Raw genomic sequence first — 19,364 nt, forward strand, 5'->3', positions numbered from 1 at the left:
TGCTTATCCATAATTGGGGTTGAAGCAACACAATAAAGCGTCAGCACTTAGTGGAGAATCAGACGATCCTTAGAAAATAGAAAGTACAATTGTGCCCGAAGTGTTTTTAGTTGAACAAGTTGCGCTCTATGCAATAAGTCAACAGGTCTTGATCACTGCTTACTTCAAGCTTTCGCATCGCCGACACCTTTTGGGTACTGATAGTCTTTGCACTTCTGTTCAACCCGCGCGCAATCTCGTTGACACTTTGTCCCGAAACAAACAACCGCAAAATTTCATGCTCCTTGGGAGACAACCGCGTGAAGCGTTCATCCAGACCCGCACCGTCATCCACGACTGAGATCGGCTGTGGCCAGTTATGGCGAACCGGGTTGCCACGGGCAATAGCTTGGAGCGCGGCCTGGATTTCGTCATGCAGCTGGTTTTTCTGAATCACGGCCAACACCCCGAGCTCTTGCAGGCGCGTCAGGATCAATGGGTTGGAAATCATTGTCAGCACCACCACCCGTATGCTGGGAAAGTGTCGAGTCAGGTACTCCACCAACTTGAGGCCATCACCATAGGGCGAATCGCCGGGCATGTTGAAGTCGGTGACCACCAGGTCCACCGGACCGGACGCCAGCAAGTTGACCAGTTCATTGGAACACACGGCCTCGCCCACCACGCGAAAGCGTGGGTCACGCTCGATCAGTTCGCGCACCCCGACCAGTACGATGGGGTGATCATCGGCAATGACAACGTTGAGGGTATCCATGGGTTGATATTCCAAAGTGAAATTATTCAAGGGTATCGAGCAAAGCGTTCAATCGTGCGAGGTTCTGTTGCACGTCCAGCGCGAGGGCGGGCGTGATGGCCATTCCGGTCAGGCGACATTCCAGTTCGACAAACGCGCTGGCCATCGCCTGAAGCTGTACCGAGCCCACGGCCCCGGCCATGCTGTGCAGTTGCTGCGCCACGGCATTGGCATCACCGCTTCCTAAGGCCGCCAAGGTGGTCTGCACATCCTGGCGCAGGGTGGTGACAAACAGCGCGCGCATTTTTGGTGACAGCGTGGGGTGTTCGACCACTGGCGGCAGGACGATCTGGCAATGTTTCTCCAGTTCGGCGCGCAAGGTCGCCAGGTTCAGCGGCTTGACCAGCCACGCCTGCATGCCGACAGCGGCGCAGCGTTCGCCTTCCTCGCGAAGGGCGTTGGCGGTGATGCCGATGATCGGCAGCGTTTTATCCTGCTGGCGCAGCGCTTCGGCCAACTGGTAGCCGTTCATGAGTGGCATATTCACATCGGTCAACACCAAGTCGTAACGCCCGGGCAGCCACTGCGCCAGGGCTTGTTCGCCATTCGCCGCCACCACCACCGAGCAACCCAGCGCTTCGAGTTGTTCCTTGATCACCGCCGAGTTGATCACATTGTCTTCGGCCACCAATACGCGCAGGTTCAACTGACGGGGTTTTGCCGGGCGCGTGGGTGGGCTGTGCGCGTCGGCATCGTGGTGTGCCAGGACAATTGCGTTGGCAATCGCGCGCACATCGTGGGCATCGACGGCCCAGGCCGAACCTGACAATTGTGGCGGGTTGGGCCCGCCGGGTGTCGCGATGACGTGAGGCCCGAGCCAGGCGGGGGGATTGGCGAGTGGCGCAAGGTCAACCAGCAGCGCCGAGGGCGGCGGCACGTCAGCGGTGACAGCGCGGCTGTCCAGGCCAAACCGCGCCAGCCAGTCGATCAGGTGTTGCGCCAGTTCAGCTACCGGCGCACGTACATACACCGCCGGGGTGCCGGGTGCGAAGGTGGGGCAATCGGCCAGGCTGCCGAGCACAGTTTTCAGGGCCAGGTGCAGGGTAAAGCTGCTGCCCAATCCGGGCTCGCTGACCACCCTCAACTGGCCTTGCATCAGCTCGCACAACCATTTGCAGATGGCCAGGCCCAATCCCGCACCTGCTTGGCTGGTGGCATCGTTGACCTGGTAGAAAGGGTCGAACAAGCGCTGTTGCTGGGCCTGGGAAATTCCCACGCCGGTGTCGCTGACTTGCCACTGCACCTGCGCGTTTTCCAACACCCGCACCCGTAGCACCACTCGACCGTTATCGGTGAACTTGATTGCATTGCTCAACAGGTTATTGAGGATCTGGCGAATGCGCAGCGGGTCGCCGCGCAGCCTGTCCGGCAAGGTTGCGTCGATGCAGGCGTACAGTTGCAAGCCCCTGGCCTGGGCGAAGGCGCTGTAGGTACGCACGCTGTCTTCGGTCAGCTCCAGCGGGCAGAAGTCCTGGTGTTCCAGGATCATTTGCCCGGCTTCGATCTTCGACACGTCCAGCACGTCGCTGATCAACTGGAACAAGGTGGCGGACGAGCGCTGGATAGTGTGCAGGTAATCCTGCTGGCGTGGGGCGAGGGCGGTCAGGCCGAGCAGTTCCAGGGTGCCCAGCACGCCATACAGCGGTGTGCGGATCTCATGGCTCATGGTCGCGAGGAAGCGGCTCTTGGCCTGGTTGGCCGAGTCGGCGGCTTCGCGGGCAGATTCCAGGGCGGCGGCATCTTCGATGTGCCGGGTTACGTCATGCAGCGCGCATAGCCAGGCATCCTGACCCTGGTAGCGCGTAGGCACGAAATCGACGTGCAGGTGACGCCCGTTGATTTCAAGATCGGTCTGCCCGGCCTCGCTGTGCAACTTGAGCAGGCTTATCAATCGTTGGCTGTCATGCCAGGCTTGAGCGCGCTGATTTTGCAGAAGCACTTGGTGATCACTGCGGCGGATCACACACAGGCCGGCGGGTGCCGTGTCGATCACCGTGCGGCTGAACGCCTCGCTTTCAGCGGTGCTGGCATGGGCGCGTTGCGCGGGCAGGATCACCCGTGCGGTGTACCAGCGATTGGCTGCCCGACTGCAGCCGAGCACTGCCAGCACCAGCGCAACCAGGCACAGCAACGGCCACAGCGCGTACTTGAGAAAGCGGTGCAGGCTAATGACGTAGATAGCCGTCCAGTGTTGTTCGCCAGGACTGGTGAGCTTGAACACCAGCCCGTCGCGGCTGAAATTCAAGCCCTTGGCCAGCATTTGTCCGTCTTTCAGAGTGCCTGTTAACACTTGGCCTGCGGGAGTGACCAGGGTGAAGTCATCGTAGATCGACCATTGCAGCAACCGCTCGATGTTATTGATCTGCGCCAGGTTCAACAGCGAGCCCAGCACCACCCGAGTACTGGCCCCCGCGATGGTTGAAAACTCGCCAGGCAGATTGATCTCCACGTAAGCCAGCAGTATCGGTGCAACGTCACCGGGGGCCGCCGGGTAGGGCGCCCAATGCACCTGATTGTCCCTCTGCGAGGTTTTTTTTGTTTCCAGGCGCTGATTCAGTTGGGTCATCACCTCGACCAACGCGTTCACCCGTGTCGGTCCTGCCCCGCGCAGTCGGCCGGCTGAGGGCACCGTCACGTCAAAATTGCCAGGGCCATTGAGCAGCATCACTTGGGGCGACTGATAGTGCGAAGTTGCCCAGAACGCACTGTAATAGGCGGCCAGATAGGTGCCCAGAGCAAAGATGTTGGGGGATTGATCGGCGGTGATCTTGTCCGGATTGATCTTCAAGCTATACGGTAAGGAGAATGGCAGGGCGCGACCTTCATACACGTTCGGCCCCTCTTCGGGCAGTGGTCTTTGCATAGGGGGCGGCAGGGAAGTCGAGGGCTTGATCTCACCTTTGACGCTTTCCAGTGCCGCATTGCGCAGAAAAGCCTCGTGCTCGTGGATATTTTCCATCAAGCGGGCGAAGTGGAAGTCCAAGGTATCGCGCTGTTCATCAAGCATGCGCAGCACACCCAGGTAGCTGATGCCCAGCAACAGCGGCACCAGGGCGCCGAGCACCAGCAGGCCTTTATTCAGGCGCGAGGAACTGCTGGCGAGTTTTTCCAGGAAGGCGTTGGGCGGGTGCATTACTGCGCCTGGACGAAGGTGAGGGAGCTGCTTGTGAACACAATGACCTCTATAGCAAGCGACGTTCGGCCACACGCTTGCGCGGATCAATACACGTTCGCCGGCCCGTCATGGGTCAGCAATTGCTGGAACTGATCCGAAGACACGGCGTGGGAAATCAGGAAGCCTTGTACCTGAGTGCAGTCGATCTTACGCAACAGTGCAAGTTCTTGCGCGGTTTCTACGCCTTCGGCCACTACCGTCAGGCCCAATTGGCGGCCCAGGCTGACAATGCTGGTCAGCGCCTGGGCCAGTTCTTCGTTGGCGTTGCAGCCCTGCACCAGCGCTCGGTCGATTTTCAACTCGGTGAAGGGCGCGGACACCAGGTTCATGTACGAGCTGTAGCCCTTGCCAAAATCATCCTGGGACAGGCCGAAACCCTTGATCCGCAAGCGGCAGGCGCCGGCGTAGAAGTTGCTGATGTCATCCGGGACCGAGCATTCCATCAACTCAAAGCAGATGCGCGCGGGCAAACCTTGGTGTGCCAGTACGAAAGCGAGGATGCGATCGGGCAGGTCGTGGCTGTTGAGCAGGTGAGTGGGCAGGTTGATCGACACAGGAATGTCATAGCCGTGTTGGCGCCACTGGGCCTGGGCCACCATCGCCTGTTCCAGCACCCGCCACAACAGGCGTTCTTCGAGGCCGAAGGCAATCAACGCCGGCAGGAACGCGCCGGGCAGCAAGGTGCCGTGGTCGGGGTGAATCCAGCGCACCAGAGCTTCGGCGGCGACGATGCGGCCGTTGTCCAGGGCCTTCTTGGGTTGGAACCAGGCTTGCAGTTCGTGATTGTCCAGGGCATTGACCAGGCTCTGGCGGTCGATGCCGGGTTGGGTTTCGGCGAGCAGGGTGTGGCGCAGCCCCTGCAGTTGATCAATCAGGCAGCGCAGGGCGGCGGTATTGACCGGCTTGGAAATCAGCCCTATGACCTTCACTTGCAGGTTGCTCGCCACCAGGCTGGCGCCCATCAGCATACGGCGCGACGCCGCACTCATGATCGCCAGTGCCGGTCGCGAGGTTTGCGCGGCCAGGCCCTGGATAAATTGCACACCGTCCATGCCGGGCATCAGCAGGTCCGTCAGCACCAGGTCGAAGTCGCGGTTTTTCAGGCAGGCCAGGGCGGCTTCACCGTCCCTGGCAAACGCCAGGTCAAACTCGCCCAAGGTGTTGAACAGGTTCTGCAAGTACAGGTGCTGGAAGGGGTGATCTTCAACAATCAGAATGCTACAGGGTTTCATGGGCAGCTCGTTCGTAGGGAGCCAGGGCGGTGAACAAGGCTCGCAGCGTAAAAGGTTTGATCAGGCAGTGATTCATGCCGGCGGCCAGACACAGGGCGTCTTCACCACGCATGGCGTTGGCGGTGGCGCCGATGATGGGGGTTGTACAACCCAGCTCGCGCAGGGCCTTGGCCAGGTCGTAGCCATTGAGCTTGGGCATATTGACGTCGGTGAGCACAATGTCGAAGCCGCCGTCGTGCCAGAGCGACAAGGCTTCTTCACCATCTCGGGTCAAGGTCACGCTGCACCCAAGCTCTTCGAGCTGGTCGCGCAGGATCAGTTGGTTGATGACGTTGTCTTCTGCCACCAGGATATGCAGGCCCAGCGGGCTCAGCTCGCGCGGTTCGCAGGTTGGTTGGGGCAGGGCTGGTCGGCCGCCCTGGGCATGGCGCACCGCTTGCTGGATCGCCTTCAGGTCATTGAGGTTGACACTCCAGCCATCGCCGCGAAATTGCGGCTCGTAGGCACCGTCGCAACGGGCGATGACCCTTGGCCCCTGCCAGGGCAGGCGTGGGCGGGAGTCCGGCGGATCGGGGTACAGCTCAAGCAACACGCCAGCGGCGTCCGACTCCATCCCCACCGGCACGCCGATTTGCGGCCGGGCGCCCCAGAGGCGCAGCCAACCGCTGATGTTTTGCGCCAGTTCATGCACGGGCGAGACCACGTATACCCTCTCCGCCGTCAGTGTCTGTGGCATGGCCGACAGCAGCCTGGATGAACGTTGTTCCAACGGCGCCGCCAGGGAAAAACTGCTGCCCAGGCCCGGTTCGCTGACCATGCGCAGGGTGCCATTCATCAAGTGGGTCAGGCGCAGGCAAATGGGCAGGCCCAGGCCGGTTCCGGCCATCACATTGTTGTTGCCTGTGGTCTGGTAGAACGGTTCGAAAATAAACGCCTGGTCTTGATGGGCTATCCCCTTGCCGGTGTCCGAGACCTGCCATTGCAGACACACCCGCTCGCCTTCGCGGCTGAGCACCTGGACCCGCAACACCACGCGCCCGGCGTCGGTGAACTTGACGGCATTGCTCAGCAGGTTGTTGAGGATCTGCCGCAGTCGGCTGATATCCCCCAGCAACGGCTCCGGCAGTTGCGGGTCGAGGCAGGCGTACAGTTGCAAGCCTTTGCTCTGCGCTGCGGCGGCGTAGCCCTGCACCACCTCTTGCACCAGGGCCTGCACAGAGAATTCGCTCAGTTCCAAGGCCAGTTGCCCGGCCTCGATTTTCGACACGTCCAGCACATCGCAGATCAACTGCAGCAAGGTGGCGGAAGAACCCTCAATGGTGCGCAGGTAGCTTTTCTGCTGGGCATCCAGATGCGTGCGACCGAGCAACTCCAGGGTTCCAAGCACGCCGTACAGCGGCGTGCGGATTTCGTGGCTCATGGTGGCCAGGAACAGGGTCTTGGCTTCGTTGGCGGCGTCCGCAGATTGGCGCGCCTGTTGCAACGCTGCTTCGATCTGAGTGCGCGCACTGATGTCGCTGAACGCACATAACAGCACATCTTCACCTTTGTAACGGGTGGGGGCGCAGCTCAGGTATAAGTGACGGCCGTCGGCGGTCTCGAAGTAATCCGTGAGGCAGGGCGCCGTGGGGTCGAAGGCATTGCGTATCCAGCCCGGGCCCAATTGCTCGCCGCACTCACCCAGCCATTGTCGGGCTAGGGTGTTATCCAGCACCACCTGGCCATCGGTGCGGCGCAATACGCACAGCGCCACGGGCGCAGTCTGGATCACGTCGCGGCTGAACAGCTCACTTTCCACCAGCGCCTGGAGACGGTGCAGCGCCGGAGTAATGAAGCGGTGCTCCAGGCGGCGGGTCAGCAGGCACACCAGGCTGATACTCAGCAGGCAGAACGCCAGCGCGCCGAAGATTTGCGGCCATAGCGCCTGCACCACGGCGAGCAAATCAATGGAGTAGGTGAGTTGCCAATCCGAGGACTTCAACTGCTTGCGCAACACCAACTGTTCGGGAAACCAGCCAGCGCCGACAAACCCGAAGAAGTCCTGTTGCCGCAGCAGTGGCAAGTTCTGCCCAGGCGGAGGTGTATGGCTATTGCTGAACAGCGCCATGCCCTCGGCGTTGAACATCGTGAACTCGCCGGCACTGTGGTCGTTCAAGGCACTGGAGACTTCGTGGTCGTCCATTTCCAGGCCGAGCCAGCCGGAGTTCACGTCCCGCTCGTCCAGGCGAATAAAGATATACAACCGTGAATGCCCATTGGACGCATGGGTCAGCCATAACTCTTGAAGAGTTTTCGACGTCTTGAGGGCGGTCAGTTGATTGAGCATGCCCTGGGAAAACACGGTGGTGACCGGTGCGGTGCTGTACAGCCGCAGCACACAGCCCTCGGTGTCGACATACAGCAGGTTGAGCTGCTTGGCCTTCAGGTAGTCACGCATGCGCTGGGTCAGCCAGATGCTCCATTGCTGGCCCGGTGTTTGCCCCAGCAACAGGCGGATCTCCTCATCGGATACCGGCGCGTTCAGTTCGGTTTTACGCGTGGCTGATAAGCTCAGACTCTCCAACAGCGCTTCACGGGTGGTGAAAAAGGTATGCGCTTCAGCTATGGCGCTGCTCATGTAGCTGCGCCGCTGGGAGATTTCATTGTTGAAGGTAAACAGCAAAAAGCTGTACACGCCACCGAGAATCCCTACCAGCAGTACCAGCGCAAAAACGCGCAACAGCCGGCGCGCGGCGTTGGGGTTGGAAAGGACCGGGCTGATCTGGTGGAGGTAGTTCTTTAATCTCATCCCGGCACTTTAGGGAAGGCCAGGTGTAGGGAAAATCAGACGATCCTTAGATTGTTACAAGTAGTTCACGATGAAGGTCACATCCGTGTTGGCGCTGCCCGCCTTCAGGGTGCCGGTGGGCAAGCGGTAATACGCCGCCGACAGGGGGATCTGGAAATGGGTGCCAGTGGGGCTGAAGGCATTGAACGGGTAGGTGGTGTCCAGTGCGCTGTGCTGCTCCGGCTTTTTTCGAAGTCCTTAAGCTGATAGTCGTCGCCCATGGCGACCGGGACGGCGGGTGTCTGGCAGGAGGCTTTATTGACTACGATCGGGTTGCTCAGGTTGAATATTTTCAGTATCAGGTAATCGTTGCTCAGGGTGGCCAGGTTGCCTGCATCAATCTTGGCTTTTTCCGCCAGTGGGCCGGTCTTCAAGATTTCCAGCCTCACCCCCCCCCCGCGCTGCCGATGGCATAGGTTCTGTCCGCAGATGGGATGGGTTGATATCCTGGTTCATAGCGATCTGTACCCGTCATCCAGATACGGAAGGAAAGCCCAGATTTGCCAAGCGGGAAAGTCGTCTGCTTGGCGAACGTGTCGCCCGGGACGGGATTGATCAAAATGCCATACCTCGAGTTATCCCTGCAGTACCAGGTGTGACCGGTGCTTTGCAGCGTCTCAGTAGACGCGCTTTTAAGTACTTCATGGGCAGGGCTATACGAGTTGTTCCAGAATCTCCTACCTTAACTAGCACAGATACCGTAGCCCATCAGGCAATCCTTAGACCTCATGCTCATCCCTCAACTACCAAGCAACCTAATTATTCCATTTGACATTCGCTGCCTAAGCAGTAACATCTCGTCACACATTCACTGCCTAGGCAGTAATAAGGTGACTTTCGATGCCTCACTTCACCCCTGACAACTTCCACAACTGCCACCTCGGCCTGTTGCTGGGCCGCGCTGCCATCCTCAAGGACCGCATCATCGACACCCATATGGAACCCCACGGCATCACCGCCGCGCAGTTCAAGGTGTTGATCATCATGGCCCAGTTCGGCGTCGATACCCCGGCGGAGCTGTGCCGCAACCTGTCCCTGGACAGCGGTTCGATGACGCGCATGCTCGACCGGCTGGAGCAAAAAGACCTGCTCAGCCGCAAGCGCTCCGAGCTGGATCGTCGCCAGGTGCAGTTGGTATTGACCGCCGAAGGCCAGCGCCTGGCGGACATGCTCCCGCACATCGGTGCCAAGGCACTGAACCAGTTGGCCGGTGTGCTTGAGCCGGGCGAGCTGGAAACCCTGGAGCGGATCCTGAAGAAAATGCTGATCGCTGCGGGTGACCCCATCACGATCCAGCGGGTAGGTCGATCATGAACACACGCGCACTCAGCCTGGTGCTGGCGGCGATGACGTTGGCCGGTTGTGCCAACTACAGCGGCCTCGATACCCAAGGCCAGCGCCTCGACGCCAATACCCTGCACACCGGCAAGTCCCTGAGCGGTGTGACGCTGTCGAGCGCCGCCTGGCCGGCCGCTGACTGGTGGAAAAGCCTGGGCGACCCACAGCTTGACGGCCTGATCCAGGAAGCCCTGCAAAACAGCCCCGACATGCAAGTCGCCGATGCCCGCGCCCACCAGGCCGAAGCCGCCGCCTATGCCGCTAACGCCGCCCGTATGCCGACGGTGGATGCCAGCGCCGGTGTGAGCCGTTCGCGCCTGGCCAAGGACCAGGACCCCCGCGGGCAGGGCGATGCCTATTCGACGGTGCGTAACATCGGCGCCAGTTTCAATTACAACTTCGACCTCTGGGGCGGCCAGCGCGCCGCCTGGGAAGCGGCGTTGGGCGAGGCCCGTGCTGCCGAAGTCGACCAGCAGGCCGCGCGCCTGACCCTGGCCGCCAACGTGGCCAAGGCCTACAGCGATCTGGGCCAGGCGCATATCGTGCGTGACCTGGCCGTCGATGACCTCAAGCGTACCCGCCAGATGCTCGACCTGAGCAAGCGCCGCCTGAGTTCCGGTATCGACAGCGAGTACCAGTACCAGCAGACCGAGAGCCTGGAAGCCAGCTCCCAGTCGCAACTGATTGACGCGGAAAAACAACTGCAAAGCGCCAAGATCGCCCTCGCCGTATTGCTCGGCAAAGGCCCGGACCGCGGTGACGAGTTGGCTCGCCCAGCGGTGCTCAAACCCAGCGCCGTGGCCGTGCCTGCGGTGTTGCCTGCCGAGCTGCTCGGTCGTCGCCCGGACCTGGTCGCCGCACGCTGGCGCGTAGAGGCCGCGAGCAAGAACATCGACGCCAGCAAGACCCGCTTCTACCCCAACCTCAACCTGAGCGCGAGCGCAGGCGCGGAGTCGTTGCTGGGCGATGCGATGTTCGGTTCGGCCAGCCGCTTCTTCAACATTACGCCGACGATTTCGCTGCCGATTTTTGATGGTGGTCGCCTGCGCGCTGACCTTGACGCCCGCGACGCCGACTACGACCTGGCCGTGGCCCAGTACAACAAAACCCTGGTGCAAGCCTTGGGTGATATCGGCAACAGCCTCTCGCAACTGCGCGACACCGGGCGGCAGATCCAGGCCCAGCAACACGCGGCCGACATCGCGCAGCAGTCCTACGACACCGGGGTGCAACGCTACAGCTCAGGCATCGGTAACTACCTGGATGTGCTCAGCATCGAGCAGCAGTTGCTGCAGGCCCAGCGTCAGCTGGCCACCCTGAATGCGGCGCAGATCGACCTGTCGATTCAATTGATGCAGGCCCTGGGTGGCGGGTACCACGCCAACAGCGTGGCCGCGACCACCCCAGCTACACGCACGGAATAATTTGAGGTATTTGTCATGGCCACTGCCGAAAGCACCAACGCAACCGAACAACCCAAAGACACCAACCCGCGCAAACGCAAAGTGATGCTGATCGGCCTGGCGCTGATCGTCATCCTCAGTGTGGTCGGCGTGTGGGCCTGGTATGAATTCTACGGGCGCTTCAATGAAAGCACCGACGACGCCTATGTGAACGGCAACGTGGTGGAAATCACCCCGCTGGTCACCGGCACCGTGGTCAGCATTGGCGCTGACGATGGCGACCTGGTGCACGAAGGCCAGGTGCTGATCAACTTCGACCCCAACGACGCCGCCGTCGGCCTGCAAAGTGCCCAGGCCAACCTGGCCCGCACCGTGCGCCAGGTACGCGGTTTGTACAGCAACGTCGATGGTATGAAAGCCCAGGTCAATGCGCAGAAAGCCGATGTGCAAACCGCCCAGGACAACTACAACCGCCGCAAGACCCTGGCCCAGGGTGGCGCGATTTCCCAGGAAGAACTGTCCCACGCCCGCGACAGCCTGACCGCCGCCAAGAACGCCTTGACCAACCTTGAGCAACAACTGAAAACCACCAATGCCCTGGTGGATGACACGGTGATTTCGTCCCATCCCGATGTGCAAGCGGCCGCCGCGCAACTGCGCCAGGCGTACCTGACCAATGCCCGCAGCACCTTGATCGCGCCGGTCACCGGCTATGTGGCCAAGCGCACCGTGCAACTGGGCCAGCGCGTGCAGCCGGGTACCGCGTTGATGGCGGTGATCCCGCTGGACCAGCTGTGGATCGATGCCAACTTCAAGGAAACCCAACTGCGGGATATGCGCATCGGCCAGCCGGTGGATATCGAGTCGGACATCTACGGCAGCGACGTGAAGTACAGCGGCACCGTCGACAGCCTCGGCGCCGGCACCGGCAGCGCGTTCGCCTTGCTGCCTGCACAGAACGCCACCGGCAACTGGATCAAGATCGTGCAGCGGGTACCGGTGCGCATCCATATCAACGCCGAAGAGCTGGCCAAGCACCCGCTGCGGGTGGGCTTGAGCACCGTGGTCAACGTCGACCTGCACGACCAGAGCGGCCCGGTGCTGGCGCAGCAGGCGCCGCAAAAAGCTTCGTTCACCACCAACGTGTATGACCGCCAATTGGCCGAGGCCGATGCCATGATCAACCAGTTGATCCATGACAACAGCGTCGCCGCTCCCAAGGCTGCGCAACGCTGATGAGCAATAACGCCTCGTTCACGCCGCCCAGCCTGTTGATGGCCACTATTGGCCTGTCGCTGGCGACCTTTATGCAGGTGCTCGACACCACCATCGCCAACGTGGCGTTGCCGACCATCTCCGGCAACCTGGGGGTGAGTTCGGAGCAGGGCACCTGGGTGATCACCTCGTTTGCGGTGAGCAACGCCATCGCCTTGCCGCTCACCGGTTGGTTGAGCCGGCGCTTTGGTGAGGTGAAGCTGTTTTTGTGGGCGACCCTGTTGTTTGTGCTGGCGTCCTTCCTGTGCGGTATCTCCACCTCGATGCCTGAGTTGATCGGCTTTCGGGTCCTGCAAGGCTTGGTGGCGGGGCCGCTGTACCCCATGACCCAGACCTTGTTGATTGCGGTCTACCCACCCGCCAAGCGCGGCATGGCCCTGGCGTTATTGGCGATGGTCACGGTGGTAGCGCCGATTGCCGGGCCGATCCTTGGTGGCTGGATCACCGACAGCTACAGTTGGCCGTGGATCTTTTTCATCAACGTGCCCATCGGGATCTTCGCGGTGATGGTGGTGCGTGCGCAGTTGAAAAAACGCCCGGTGGTCACCAGCTACCAGCCGATGGACTACGTAGGGCTGCTGAGCCTGATCGTCGGGGTTGGCGCCTTGCAGATCATCCTCGACAAGGGCAATGACCTGGACTGGTTCGAGTCCAACTTCATCATCATTGGTGCGGCCATTTCGGTGATCGCCCTGGCGGTGTTCGTGATCTGGGAGATGACCGACAAGCACCCGGTGGTCAACCTGCGGCTGTTCGCGCACCGTAACTTCCGGATCGGCACCATTGTGTTGATCCTCGGTTATGCGGGCTTTTTCGGCATCAACCTGATCCTGCCGCAGTGGCTGCAAACCCAGATGGGCTACACCGCCACCTGGGCCGGGCTGGCGGTGGCGCCCATCGGCATTTTGCCGGTGCTGATGTCGCCGTTCGTGGGCAAGTACGCGCACAAGTTCGACCTGCGCCTGCTGGCGGGCCTGGCGTTCCTGGCGATTGGCTTGAGCTGCTTCATGCGCGCCGGTTTCACCAACGAAGTGGACTTTACCCACATCGCCATGGTGCAGTTGTTCATGGGCATCGGCGTGGCGCTGTTCTTCATGCCGACCTTGAGCATCCTGATGTCCGACCTGCCGCCGCACCAGATTGCCGATGGCGCGGGGCTGGCGACCTTCCTGCGTACCTTGGGCGGCAGCTTCGCGGCGTCGCTGACCACCTGGATCTGGATCCGCCGGGCCGACCAGCACCATGCGTACATGAGCGAGAACATGACCGTCTACGACTCGACCACCCGCGATGCGTTGCAGGCGCTGGGCGGGGCAGGGCAGAAGGCCTATACCCAACTGGACCAGATCCTCACCAGCCAGGCGTACATGATGTCCACCGTGGATTACTTCACGTTGCTGGGGTGGATGTTCATGGGCTTGATGTTGCTGGTGTGGCTGGCCAAGCCGCCGTTTACGGCGAAGGCCGGGCCTGCAGCTTCAGGGCACTGACTTGAGGTTGTACTCAGTCAAGAATGTGGGAGCGGGCTTGCTCGCGAATGCTGAGTGTCAGTCGATATGGCTGTGACTGATACACCGCATTCGCGAGCAAGCCCGCTCCCACAGTTGGATCTCTGTTCACCTTTGACCGGTGTTGTGCTTGATCAGGCGCCAGGCAGCGCCAACTGCGGATTGACGAAGTCAAACGCCGCCAGCTGAAACCCTTGCTCATCCACCTGCAACGCCCAGCCTTGCTTGTCCCAGTCCCCCAGCACAATGCGCTTGGCCGCCTGGTCGCCGATCTGCAACTTATGGATGGCGGGGCGGTGGGTATGGCCGTGGACCAGGGTGCGCACGCCAAACTGCTGCATCACCCGTGGCACTTCTTCAGGCGTGACATCGACAATGTCATTGGCCTTCATGCGCACCTGGGCGCTGCTCTCACTGCGCAACTTGCGCGCCAGTTTGTGGCGTGCGCCCAGGGGCAGGTGGCGCAGGATAAACAGCACAATCGGGTTACGCAGGATGCGCCGCAGCTTCATATAGCCAAGGTCGCGGGTGCAGAGGCTGTCGCCGTGCATCAACAGCACGGGTTCGCCATACAACTGCACGACACTCGGGTCCTTGAGCAAGGTAGCGCCTGCCGCTTTACAGAACGCCTTGCCGATCAGGAAATCGCGGTTGCCATGCATGATGAAAATCGGGGTGCCGCTGTCGCTCAGCTCACGCAGAGCCGCGCAGATGGAACGCTGGAAGGGGGTCATGCCATCGTCGCCAATCCAGGCTTCGAAGAAGTCCCCCAGAATGTACAACGCCTGGGCGCCACGGGCGCGGCCGTGGAGCAGATCCAGAAACGCCCGGGTGATGTCCGGGCGCTCCTCTTCCAGATGCAAGTCTGAAATCAGCAATATCACGCTTCGATGATCTCGGCTTTCTCGACGATCACGTCTTCGGCTGGAACGTCCTGGTGACCGGCCTTGGAGGTGGTCGATACGCCTTTGATCTTGTCGACAACGTCAGTGCCTTGGGTGACTTTACCGAACACTGCGTAGCCCCAACCCTGCACGTTCTTGCCGCTGTGGTTCAGGAAGGCGTTGTCGGCGACGTTGATGAAGAACTGCGCGGAGGCCGAATGCGGCTCCATGGTACGGGCCATGGCGACGGTGTACTTGTCGTTGGAAAGGCCGTTGTCCGCTTCGTTCTGGATGCTTGGACGCTTGTCTTTCTTCTCTTTCATGCCTGGCTCGAAACCGCCGCCCTGGATCATGAAGTTGCCGATGACACGGTGGAAAACGGTGTTTTCGTAGTGGCCGGCTTTGACGTATTCGATGAAGTTGGCGACGGTGATCGGCGCTTTCTCGGCGTTCAGCTCGATGACGATGTCACCGTGGTTGGTGGTCAGTTTGACTTGAGTCATGTTCGCTACTCTTTTCAGGGAATTCGTGGGTGTGGGCGCCTGGGCACCTTACCTGTCTGGCTAAACGACGGCCAAGGCGCGCAGTTTAGCGTGCCCTGCGGGAATTTCGAGGTGGTTTTTTACCGCCCGGGCAATTAATTGGCCGCGCTCTGTATGTGTCTTGACTGCTTCGGCTATTATGAGCCCTTTGTTTTATCTGGCCCCACCTGGCCACGCACCTGTCTGTTCAAGGATCCTATGAGCAAGCCCACTGTCGACCCTACCTCGAATACCAAGGCCGGACCTGCCGTCCCGGTCAATTTCCTGCGCCCGATCATCCAGGCGGACCTGGATTCGGGCAAGCACACGCAGATCGTCACCCGTTTCCCGCCTGAGCCCAACGGCTACCTGCACATCGGCCACGCCAAGTCGATCTGTGTGAACTTCGGCCTGGCCCAGGAGTTCGGTGGCGTCACGCACCTGCGTTTCGACGACACCAACCCGGCCAAGGAAGACCAGGAATACATCGACGCCATCGAAAGCGACATCAAGTGGCTGGGCTTCGAATGGTCCGGTGAAGTGCGCTATGCCTCCAAGTATTTCGACCAGTTGTTCGACTGGGCTGTCGAGCTGATCAAGGCCGGCAAGGCCTATGTGGACGACCTGACCCCGGAGCAGGCCAAGGAGTACCGTGGCACGCTGACCGAACCGGGCAAGAACAGCCCGTTCCGCGACCGTTCGGTGGAAGAGAACCTGGACTGGTTCAACCGTATGCGCGCCGGCGAATTCGCGGACGGCGCCCGCGTGTTGCGCGCCAAGATCGACATGGCCTCGCCGAACATGAACCTGCGCGACCCGATCATGTACCGCATCCGCCATGCCCATCACCACCAGACCGGTGACAAATGGTGCATCTACCCGAACTACGACTTTACCCACGGTCAGTCGGACGCCATCGAAGGCATCACCCACTCCATCTGCACCCTGGAGTTCGAGAGCCATCGCCCGCTGTACGAGTGGTTCCTGGACAGCCTGCCGGTCCCGGCGCACCCGCGTCAGTACGAGTTCAGCCGCCTGAACCTGAACTACACCATCACCAGCAAGCGCAAGCTCAAGCAACTGGTGGATGAAAAACACGTACATGGCTGGGATGACCCGCGCATGTCCACCCTGTCGGGCTTCCGTCGCCGTGGCTACACCCCGGCCTCGATCCGCAACTTCTGCGACATGGTCGGCACCAACCGTTCCGACGGTGTGGTCGATTTCGGCATGCTGGAATTCAGCATCCGCCAGGACCTGGATGCCAACGCCCCGCGCGCCATGTGCGTGCTGCGTCCGTTGAAGGTCGTGATCACCAACTATCCGGAAGGCCAGGTCGAGAACCTCGAACTGCCGCGTCACCCGCAGAAAGAAGAGCTGGGCGTGCGCAAGTTGCCGTTCGCCCGCGAAATCTACATCGACCGTGACGACTTCATGGAAGAGCCGCCAAAAGGCTACAAGCGCCTGGAGCCGAACGGCGAAGTGCGCCTGCGCGGTAGCTACGTGATCCGTGCGGACGAAGCGATCAAGGACGCCGATGGCAACATCGTCGAGCTGCGTTGCTCGTACGACCCGGACACCCTGGGCAAGAACCCTGAAGGCCGCAAGGTCAAGGGCGTGGTCCACTGGGTGCCGGCCGCTGCCAGCATCGAGTGCGAAGTGCGCCTGTACGATCGTCTGTTCCGCTCGCCAAACCCTGAAAAGGCCGAAGACAGCGCCAGTTTCCTCGACAACATCAACCCTGATTCCCTGCAAGTGCTCACAGGTTGTCGTGCCGAGCCATCGCTTGGCGACGCACAGCCGGAAGACCGTTTCCAGTTCGAGCGCGAAGGTTACTTCTGCGCAGATATCAAGGACTCGAAACCTGGTGCTCCGGTATTCAACCGTACCGTGACCTTGCGAGATTCGTGGGGCCAGTGATTTAAGGGAAACATCGTGCTAACGATCTACAACACGCTCAGCAAGACCAAAGAAGTCTTCAAGCCGCTGGATGGCAACAAGGTGCGCATGTACGTGTGCGGCATGACCGTGTACGACTACTGCCACATCGGCCACGGCCGCAGCATGGTTGCCTTCGACCTGGTGACCCGCTGGTTGCGTTTCAGCGGCTATGACTTGACGTACGTGCGCAACATCACCGACATCGACGACAAGATCATCAACCGTGCCAACGAAAACGGTGAGTCGTTTGATGCGCTGACCGAGCGCATGATCGCCGCCATGCACGAGGACGAGGCGCGCCTCAACATCCTCAAGCCGGACATGGAACCGCGTGCCACGGACCACATTCCTGGCATGCACGCGATGATCCAGACCTTGATCGACAAGGGCTACGCCTACGCCCCGGGCAACGGCGACGTGTACTACCGCGTCGCCAAGTTCATGGGTTACGGCAAGCTGTCGCGCAAGAAGATCGAAGACCTGCGCATCGGCGCACGTATCGAAGTCGACGAAGCCAAGCAGGACCCGCTCGACTTCGTGCTGTGGAAAGCCACCAAGCCGGGCGAGCCGAGCTGGGAGTCGCCCTGGGGCGCCGGGCGTCCGGGCTGGCACATCGAATGCTCGGTGATGTCCACCTGCTGCCTGGGCGAGACCTTCGACATTCATGGCGGCGGCAGCGACCTGGAGTTCCCGCACCACGAAAACGAAATCGCCCAGAGCGAAGCTGCCACTGGCAAGACCTACGCCAATGCCTGGATGCACTGCGGCATGATCCGCATCAATGGCGAGAAGATGTCCAAGTCCTTGAACAACTTCTTCACCATCCGCGACGTGCTGGAAAAGTACCACCCGGAAGTGGTGCGCTACCTGCTGGTGTCCAGCCATTACCGCAGCGCCATCAACTACTCCGAAGACAACCTCAAGGACGCCAAAGGCGCCCTGGAGCGTTTCTACCACGCGTTGAAAGGCCTGCCCGCGGTTGCACCGGCTGGCGGCGAAGCCTTCGTGGCACGCTTCACCGAAGTGATGAACGACGACTTCGGCACCCCGGAAGCCTGCGCCGTGCTGTTTGAGATGGTGCGCGAGATCAACCGCCTGCGCGAGACCGATATCGACGCAGCGGCGGGCCTGGCGGCACGCCTGAAAGAACTGGCCAGCGTGCTGGGCGTGTTGCAGATGGAGGCCGATGACTTCCTGCAAGCGGGCGCTGAAGGGCGTGTGGATGCCGCTGAGGTAGATGCACTGATCCAGGCACGTCTGGCGGCTCGCACCAATAAAGACTGGGCGGAATCCGACCGTATCCGCGACCAACTGACCGCGATGGGTGTGGTGTTGGAAGACGGCAAGGGTGGGACGACGTGGCGGTTGGCTGACTGACCGTTGATAGCTGCACGCTGAATAAAAAACGCCCCGACTGGTTCGGGGCGTTTTTTTGCACACTGTTTAACGTTTCACTCGATCCACTGTGGGAGCTGGCTTGCCTGCGATGACGTAGTGTCAGTTACCGAAAATGTTGGCTGACCCGCTGCAATCGCAGGCAAGCCAGCTCCCACATTTTTTACCGTGCCCACTTTGCGAACTCTTCCGTTTCAGATTTATGTGTGAGTTGGATGGTCTTTGAGGCTTAGTGTTTTATCCACCATTAACTGGATCCCCTCCAGCATCCGACAAATCCCCAGAGCCACGCTGCGAGGATTGCCGTCGATCTCAAAAGCCAAGTGGCTTGCCAGTGCATGAACCGACGCTAGATCCTCCGATGCGTTGACCAGCAGCGTCTCGACGTCTAGTCCTTCGCGCACGGTAAACAAGCCATGGCCCTCAGCAGACGGCTCTGGTTTCTCAGACGGATTCAGATAGTGGTTGATTGCTCGATGAGCAGCAGGGTGACGCGTGATTGAATCTGAAGGTGGATTAGGACTGTCTTTAATCATAGCGAAGCTCCTAGAGTATTGGAGTCACCACCCCTCGCTGCGAAACGATATTGGGGTGGCAGCTGTACGCAGGTTCGCAGACCGGGACTCTAGGCACCCGGCATACCCGAAGGTATCCCGCGCACAGCCGCCATAACATCAGGCATAAAAAAGCGCCCGCTATCTTGAGGTGGACGCTGTGCGTCTAGAGTTTAACCGAGCTGCGAAACCCGGTCGCTGAATTTGCAGCGACCGCCGAAGATTAGGCAGGCATCTTCCGAGGGGCAACCCTAAAACGCTGTCGGAAATTTCTGGCTGGGCGTCGATGCTTAGATGGATCAGGTGCCAGCTGAGGTAATGGTTACCGCCAAGAACCGCTTTGCTGATCGACCGGGCGCTTCCCGGTGTGGCGCGTAGCGCGATGATGCTGAGCTGGCGCAATGGGCGGCGCGTATCTGCTCGATTGCCTGGCGCCAAACCAAATGTGGGAGCTGGCTTGCCTGCGATTGCCATAGGTATCTACACAACTCTGTGGGTTGCAACAGCAAACGGTAACC

Annotated in this window: 14 protein-coding genes; 6 read left to right on the forward strand and 8 right to left on the reverse strand. The window is 60.5% G+C overall.

What is annotated here, in order from left to right; genetic code table 11:
• Nucleotides 1-106 precede the first annotated feature (106 nt).
• The 5 genes from A7K61_RS19130 to A7K61_RS33200 form a co-directional block, all read right to left on the reverse strand.
• Complete coding sequence (locus A7K61_RS19130; protein WP_032896601.1) at nt 107-754, reverse strand: response regulator; 648 nt, start codon at nt 752-754, stop codon at nt 107-109.
• Between the two features lie 22 nt (nt 755-776).
• Nucleotides 777-3,926, reverse strand: a complete 3,150-nt coding sequence (locus A7K61_RS19135) for a hybrid sensor histidine kinase/response regulator (protein ID WP_069558149.1) — start codon at nt 3,924-3,926, stop codon at nt 777-779.
• An 86-nt stretch (nt 3,927-4,012) separates the two neighbouring features.
• Nucleotides 4,013-5,200 carry an EAL domain-containing protein gene (locus A7K61_RS19140; protein ID WP_069558150.1) on the reverse strand — a complete coding sequence of 396 codons (1,188 nt, stop codon included), beginning with the start codon at nt 5,198-5,200 and terminating at the stop codon, nt 4,013-4,015.
• Nucleotides 5,187-7,988, reverse strand: a complete 2,802-nt coding sequence (locus tag A7K61_RS19145; protein WP_069558151.1) for an ATP-binding protein — start codon at nt 7,986-7,988, stop codon at nt 5,187-5,189. Before A7K61_RS19145 ends, A7K61_RS19140 begins: the two co-directional genes overlap by 14 nt.
• Nucleotides 7,989-8,092: 104 nt before the next feature.
• Complete coding sequence (locus A7K61_RS33200; RefSeq protein WP_171905482.1) at nt 8,093-8,401, reverse strand: hypothetical protein; 309 nt, start codon at nt 8,399-8,401, stop codon at nt 8,093-8,095.
• A gap of 466 nt (nt 8,402-8,867) precedes the next feature.
• On the opposite strand from A7K61_RS33200, the gene A7K61_RS19155 reads away from it, so the two are divergent.
• The 4 genes from A7K61_RS19155 to A7K61_RS19170 are packed head-to-tail and all read left to right on the forward strand — an operon-like array spanning nt 8,868 to nt 13,533.
• A complete protein-coding gene (locus A7K61_RS19155; protein ID WP_014718945.1) occupies nt 8,868-9,341 on the forward strand; it encodes a MarR family winged helix-turn-helix transcriptional regulator in 474 nt (157 codons plus the stop codon).
• Nucleotides 9,338-10,789 carry an efflux transporter outer membrane subunit gene (locus A7K61_RS19160; RefSeq protein WP_069558153.1) on the forward strand — a complete coding sequence of 484 codons (1,452 nt, stop codon included), beginning with the start codon at nt 9,338-9,340 and terminating at the stop codon, nt 10,787-10,789. Before A7K61_RS19155 ends, A7K61_RS19160 begins: the two co-directional genes overlap by 4 nt.
• Before the next feature lie 15 nt (nt 10,790-10,804).
• On the forward strand, nt 10,805-12,004 hold the full coding sequence (locus tag A7K61_RS19165) for an efflux RND transporter periplasmic adaptor subunit (RefSeq protein ID WP_014718943.1): 1,200 nt from the start codon (nt 10,805-10,807) through the stop codon (nt 12,002-12,004).
• Nucleotides 12,004-13,533 carry a DHA2 family efflux MFS transporter permease subunit gene (locus A7K61_RS19170; protein WP_003192178.1) on the forward strand — a complete coding sequence of 510 codons (1,530 nt, stop codon included), beginning with the start codon at nt 12,004-12,006 and terminating at the stop codon, nt 13,531-13,533. The genes A7K61_RS19165 and A7K61_RS19170 overlap by 1 nt, the downstream gene beginning before the upstream one ends.
• Nucleotides 13,534-13,685: 152 nt before the next feature.
• Here the strand turns inward: A7K61_RS19170 and lpxH are convergent, their stop codons facing one another.
• Nucleotides 13,686-14,435 (reverse strand): UDP-2,3-diacylglucosamine diphosphatase, encoded by a 750-nt coding sequence (gene lpxH / locus A7K61_RS19175; RefSeq protein ID WP_069558154.1) that lies wholly within the window; start codon nt 14,433-14,435, stop codon nt 13,686-13,688.
• Nucleotides 14,432-14,938 carry a peptidylprolyl isomerase gene (locus tag A7K61_RS19180; protein WP_014718940.1) on the reverse strand — a complete coding sequence of 169 codons (507 nt, stop codon included), beginning with the start codon at nt 14,936-14,938 and terminating at the stop codon, nt 14,432-14,434. The genes lpxH and A7K61_RS19180 overlap by 4 nt, the downstream gene beginning before the upstream one ends.
• Nucleotides 14,939-15,175: 237 nt before the next feature.
• Between A7K61_RS19180 and A7K61_RS19185 the strand changes: the two genes are divergently transcribed.
• Both A7K61_RS19185 and cysS read left to right on the forward strand, forming a co-directional pair.
• Entirely contained in the window at nt 15,176-16,876 is a 1,701-nt protein-coding gene (locus A7K61_RS19185) for a glutamine--tRNA ligase/YqeY domain fusion protein (RefSeq protein WP_047711167.1), read from the forward strand.
• A gap of 15 nt (nt 16,877-16,891) precedes the next feature.
• Nucleotides 16,892-18,274, forward strand: coding sequence for a cysteine--tRNA ligase (gene cysS / locus A7K61_RS19190; protein WP_034127906.1), 1,383 nt, complete (start codon nt 16,892-16,894; stop codon nt 18,272-18,274).
• A gap of 218 nt (nt 18,275-18,492) precedes the next feature.
• Here the strand turns inward: cysS and A7K61_RS19195 are convergent, their stop codons facing one another.
• Entirely contained in the window at nt 18,493-18,828 is a 336-nt protein-coding gene (locus tag A7K61_RS19195; protein WP_044274005.1) for a DUF6124 family protein, read from the reverse strand.
• Between the last annotated feature and the right edge of the window lie 536 nt (nt 18,829-19,364).

It is taken from the genome of Pseudomonas sp. AP42, assembly GCF_001728935.1.
Lineage (GTDB): Bacteria > Pseudomonadota > Gammaproteobacteria > Pseudomonadales > Pseudomonadaceae > Aquipseudomonas > Aquipseudomonas lactis.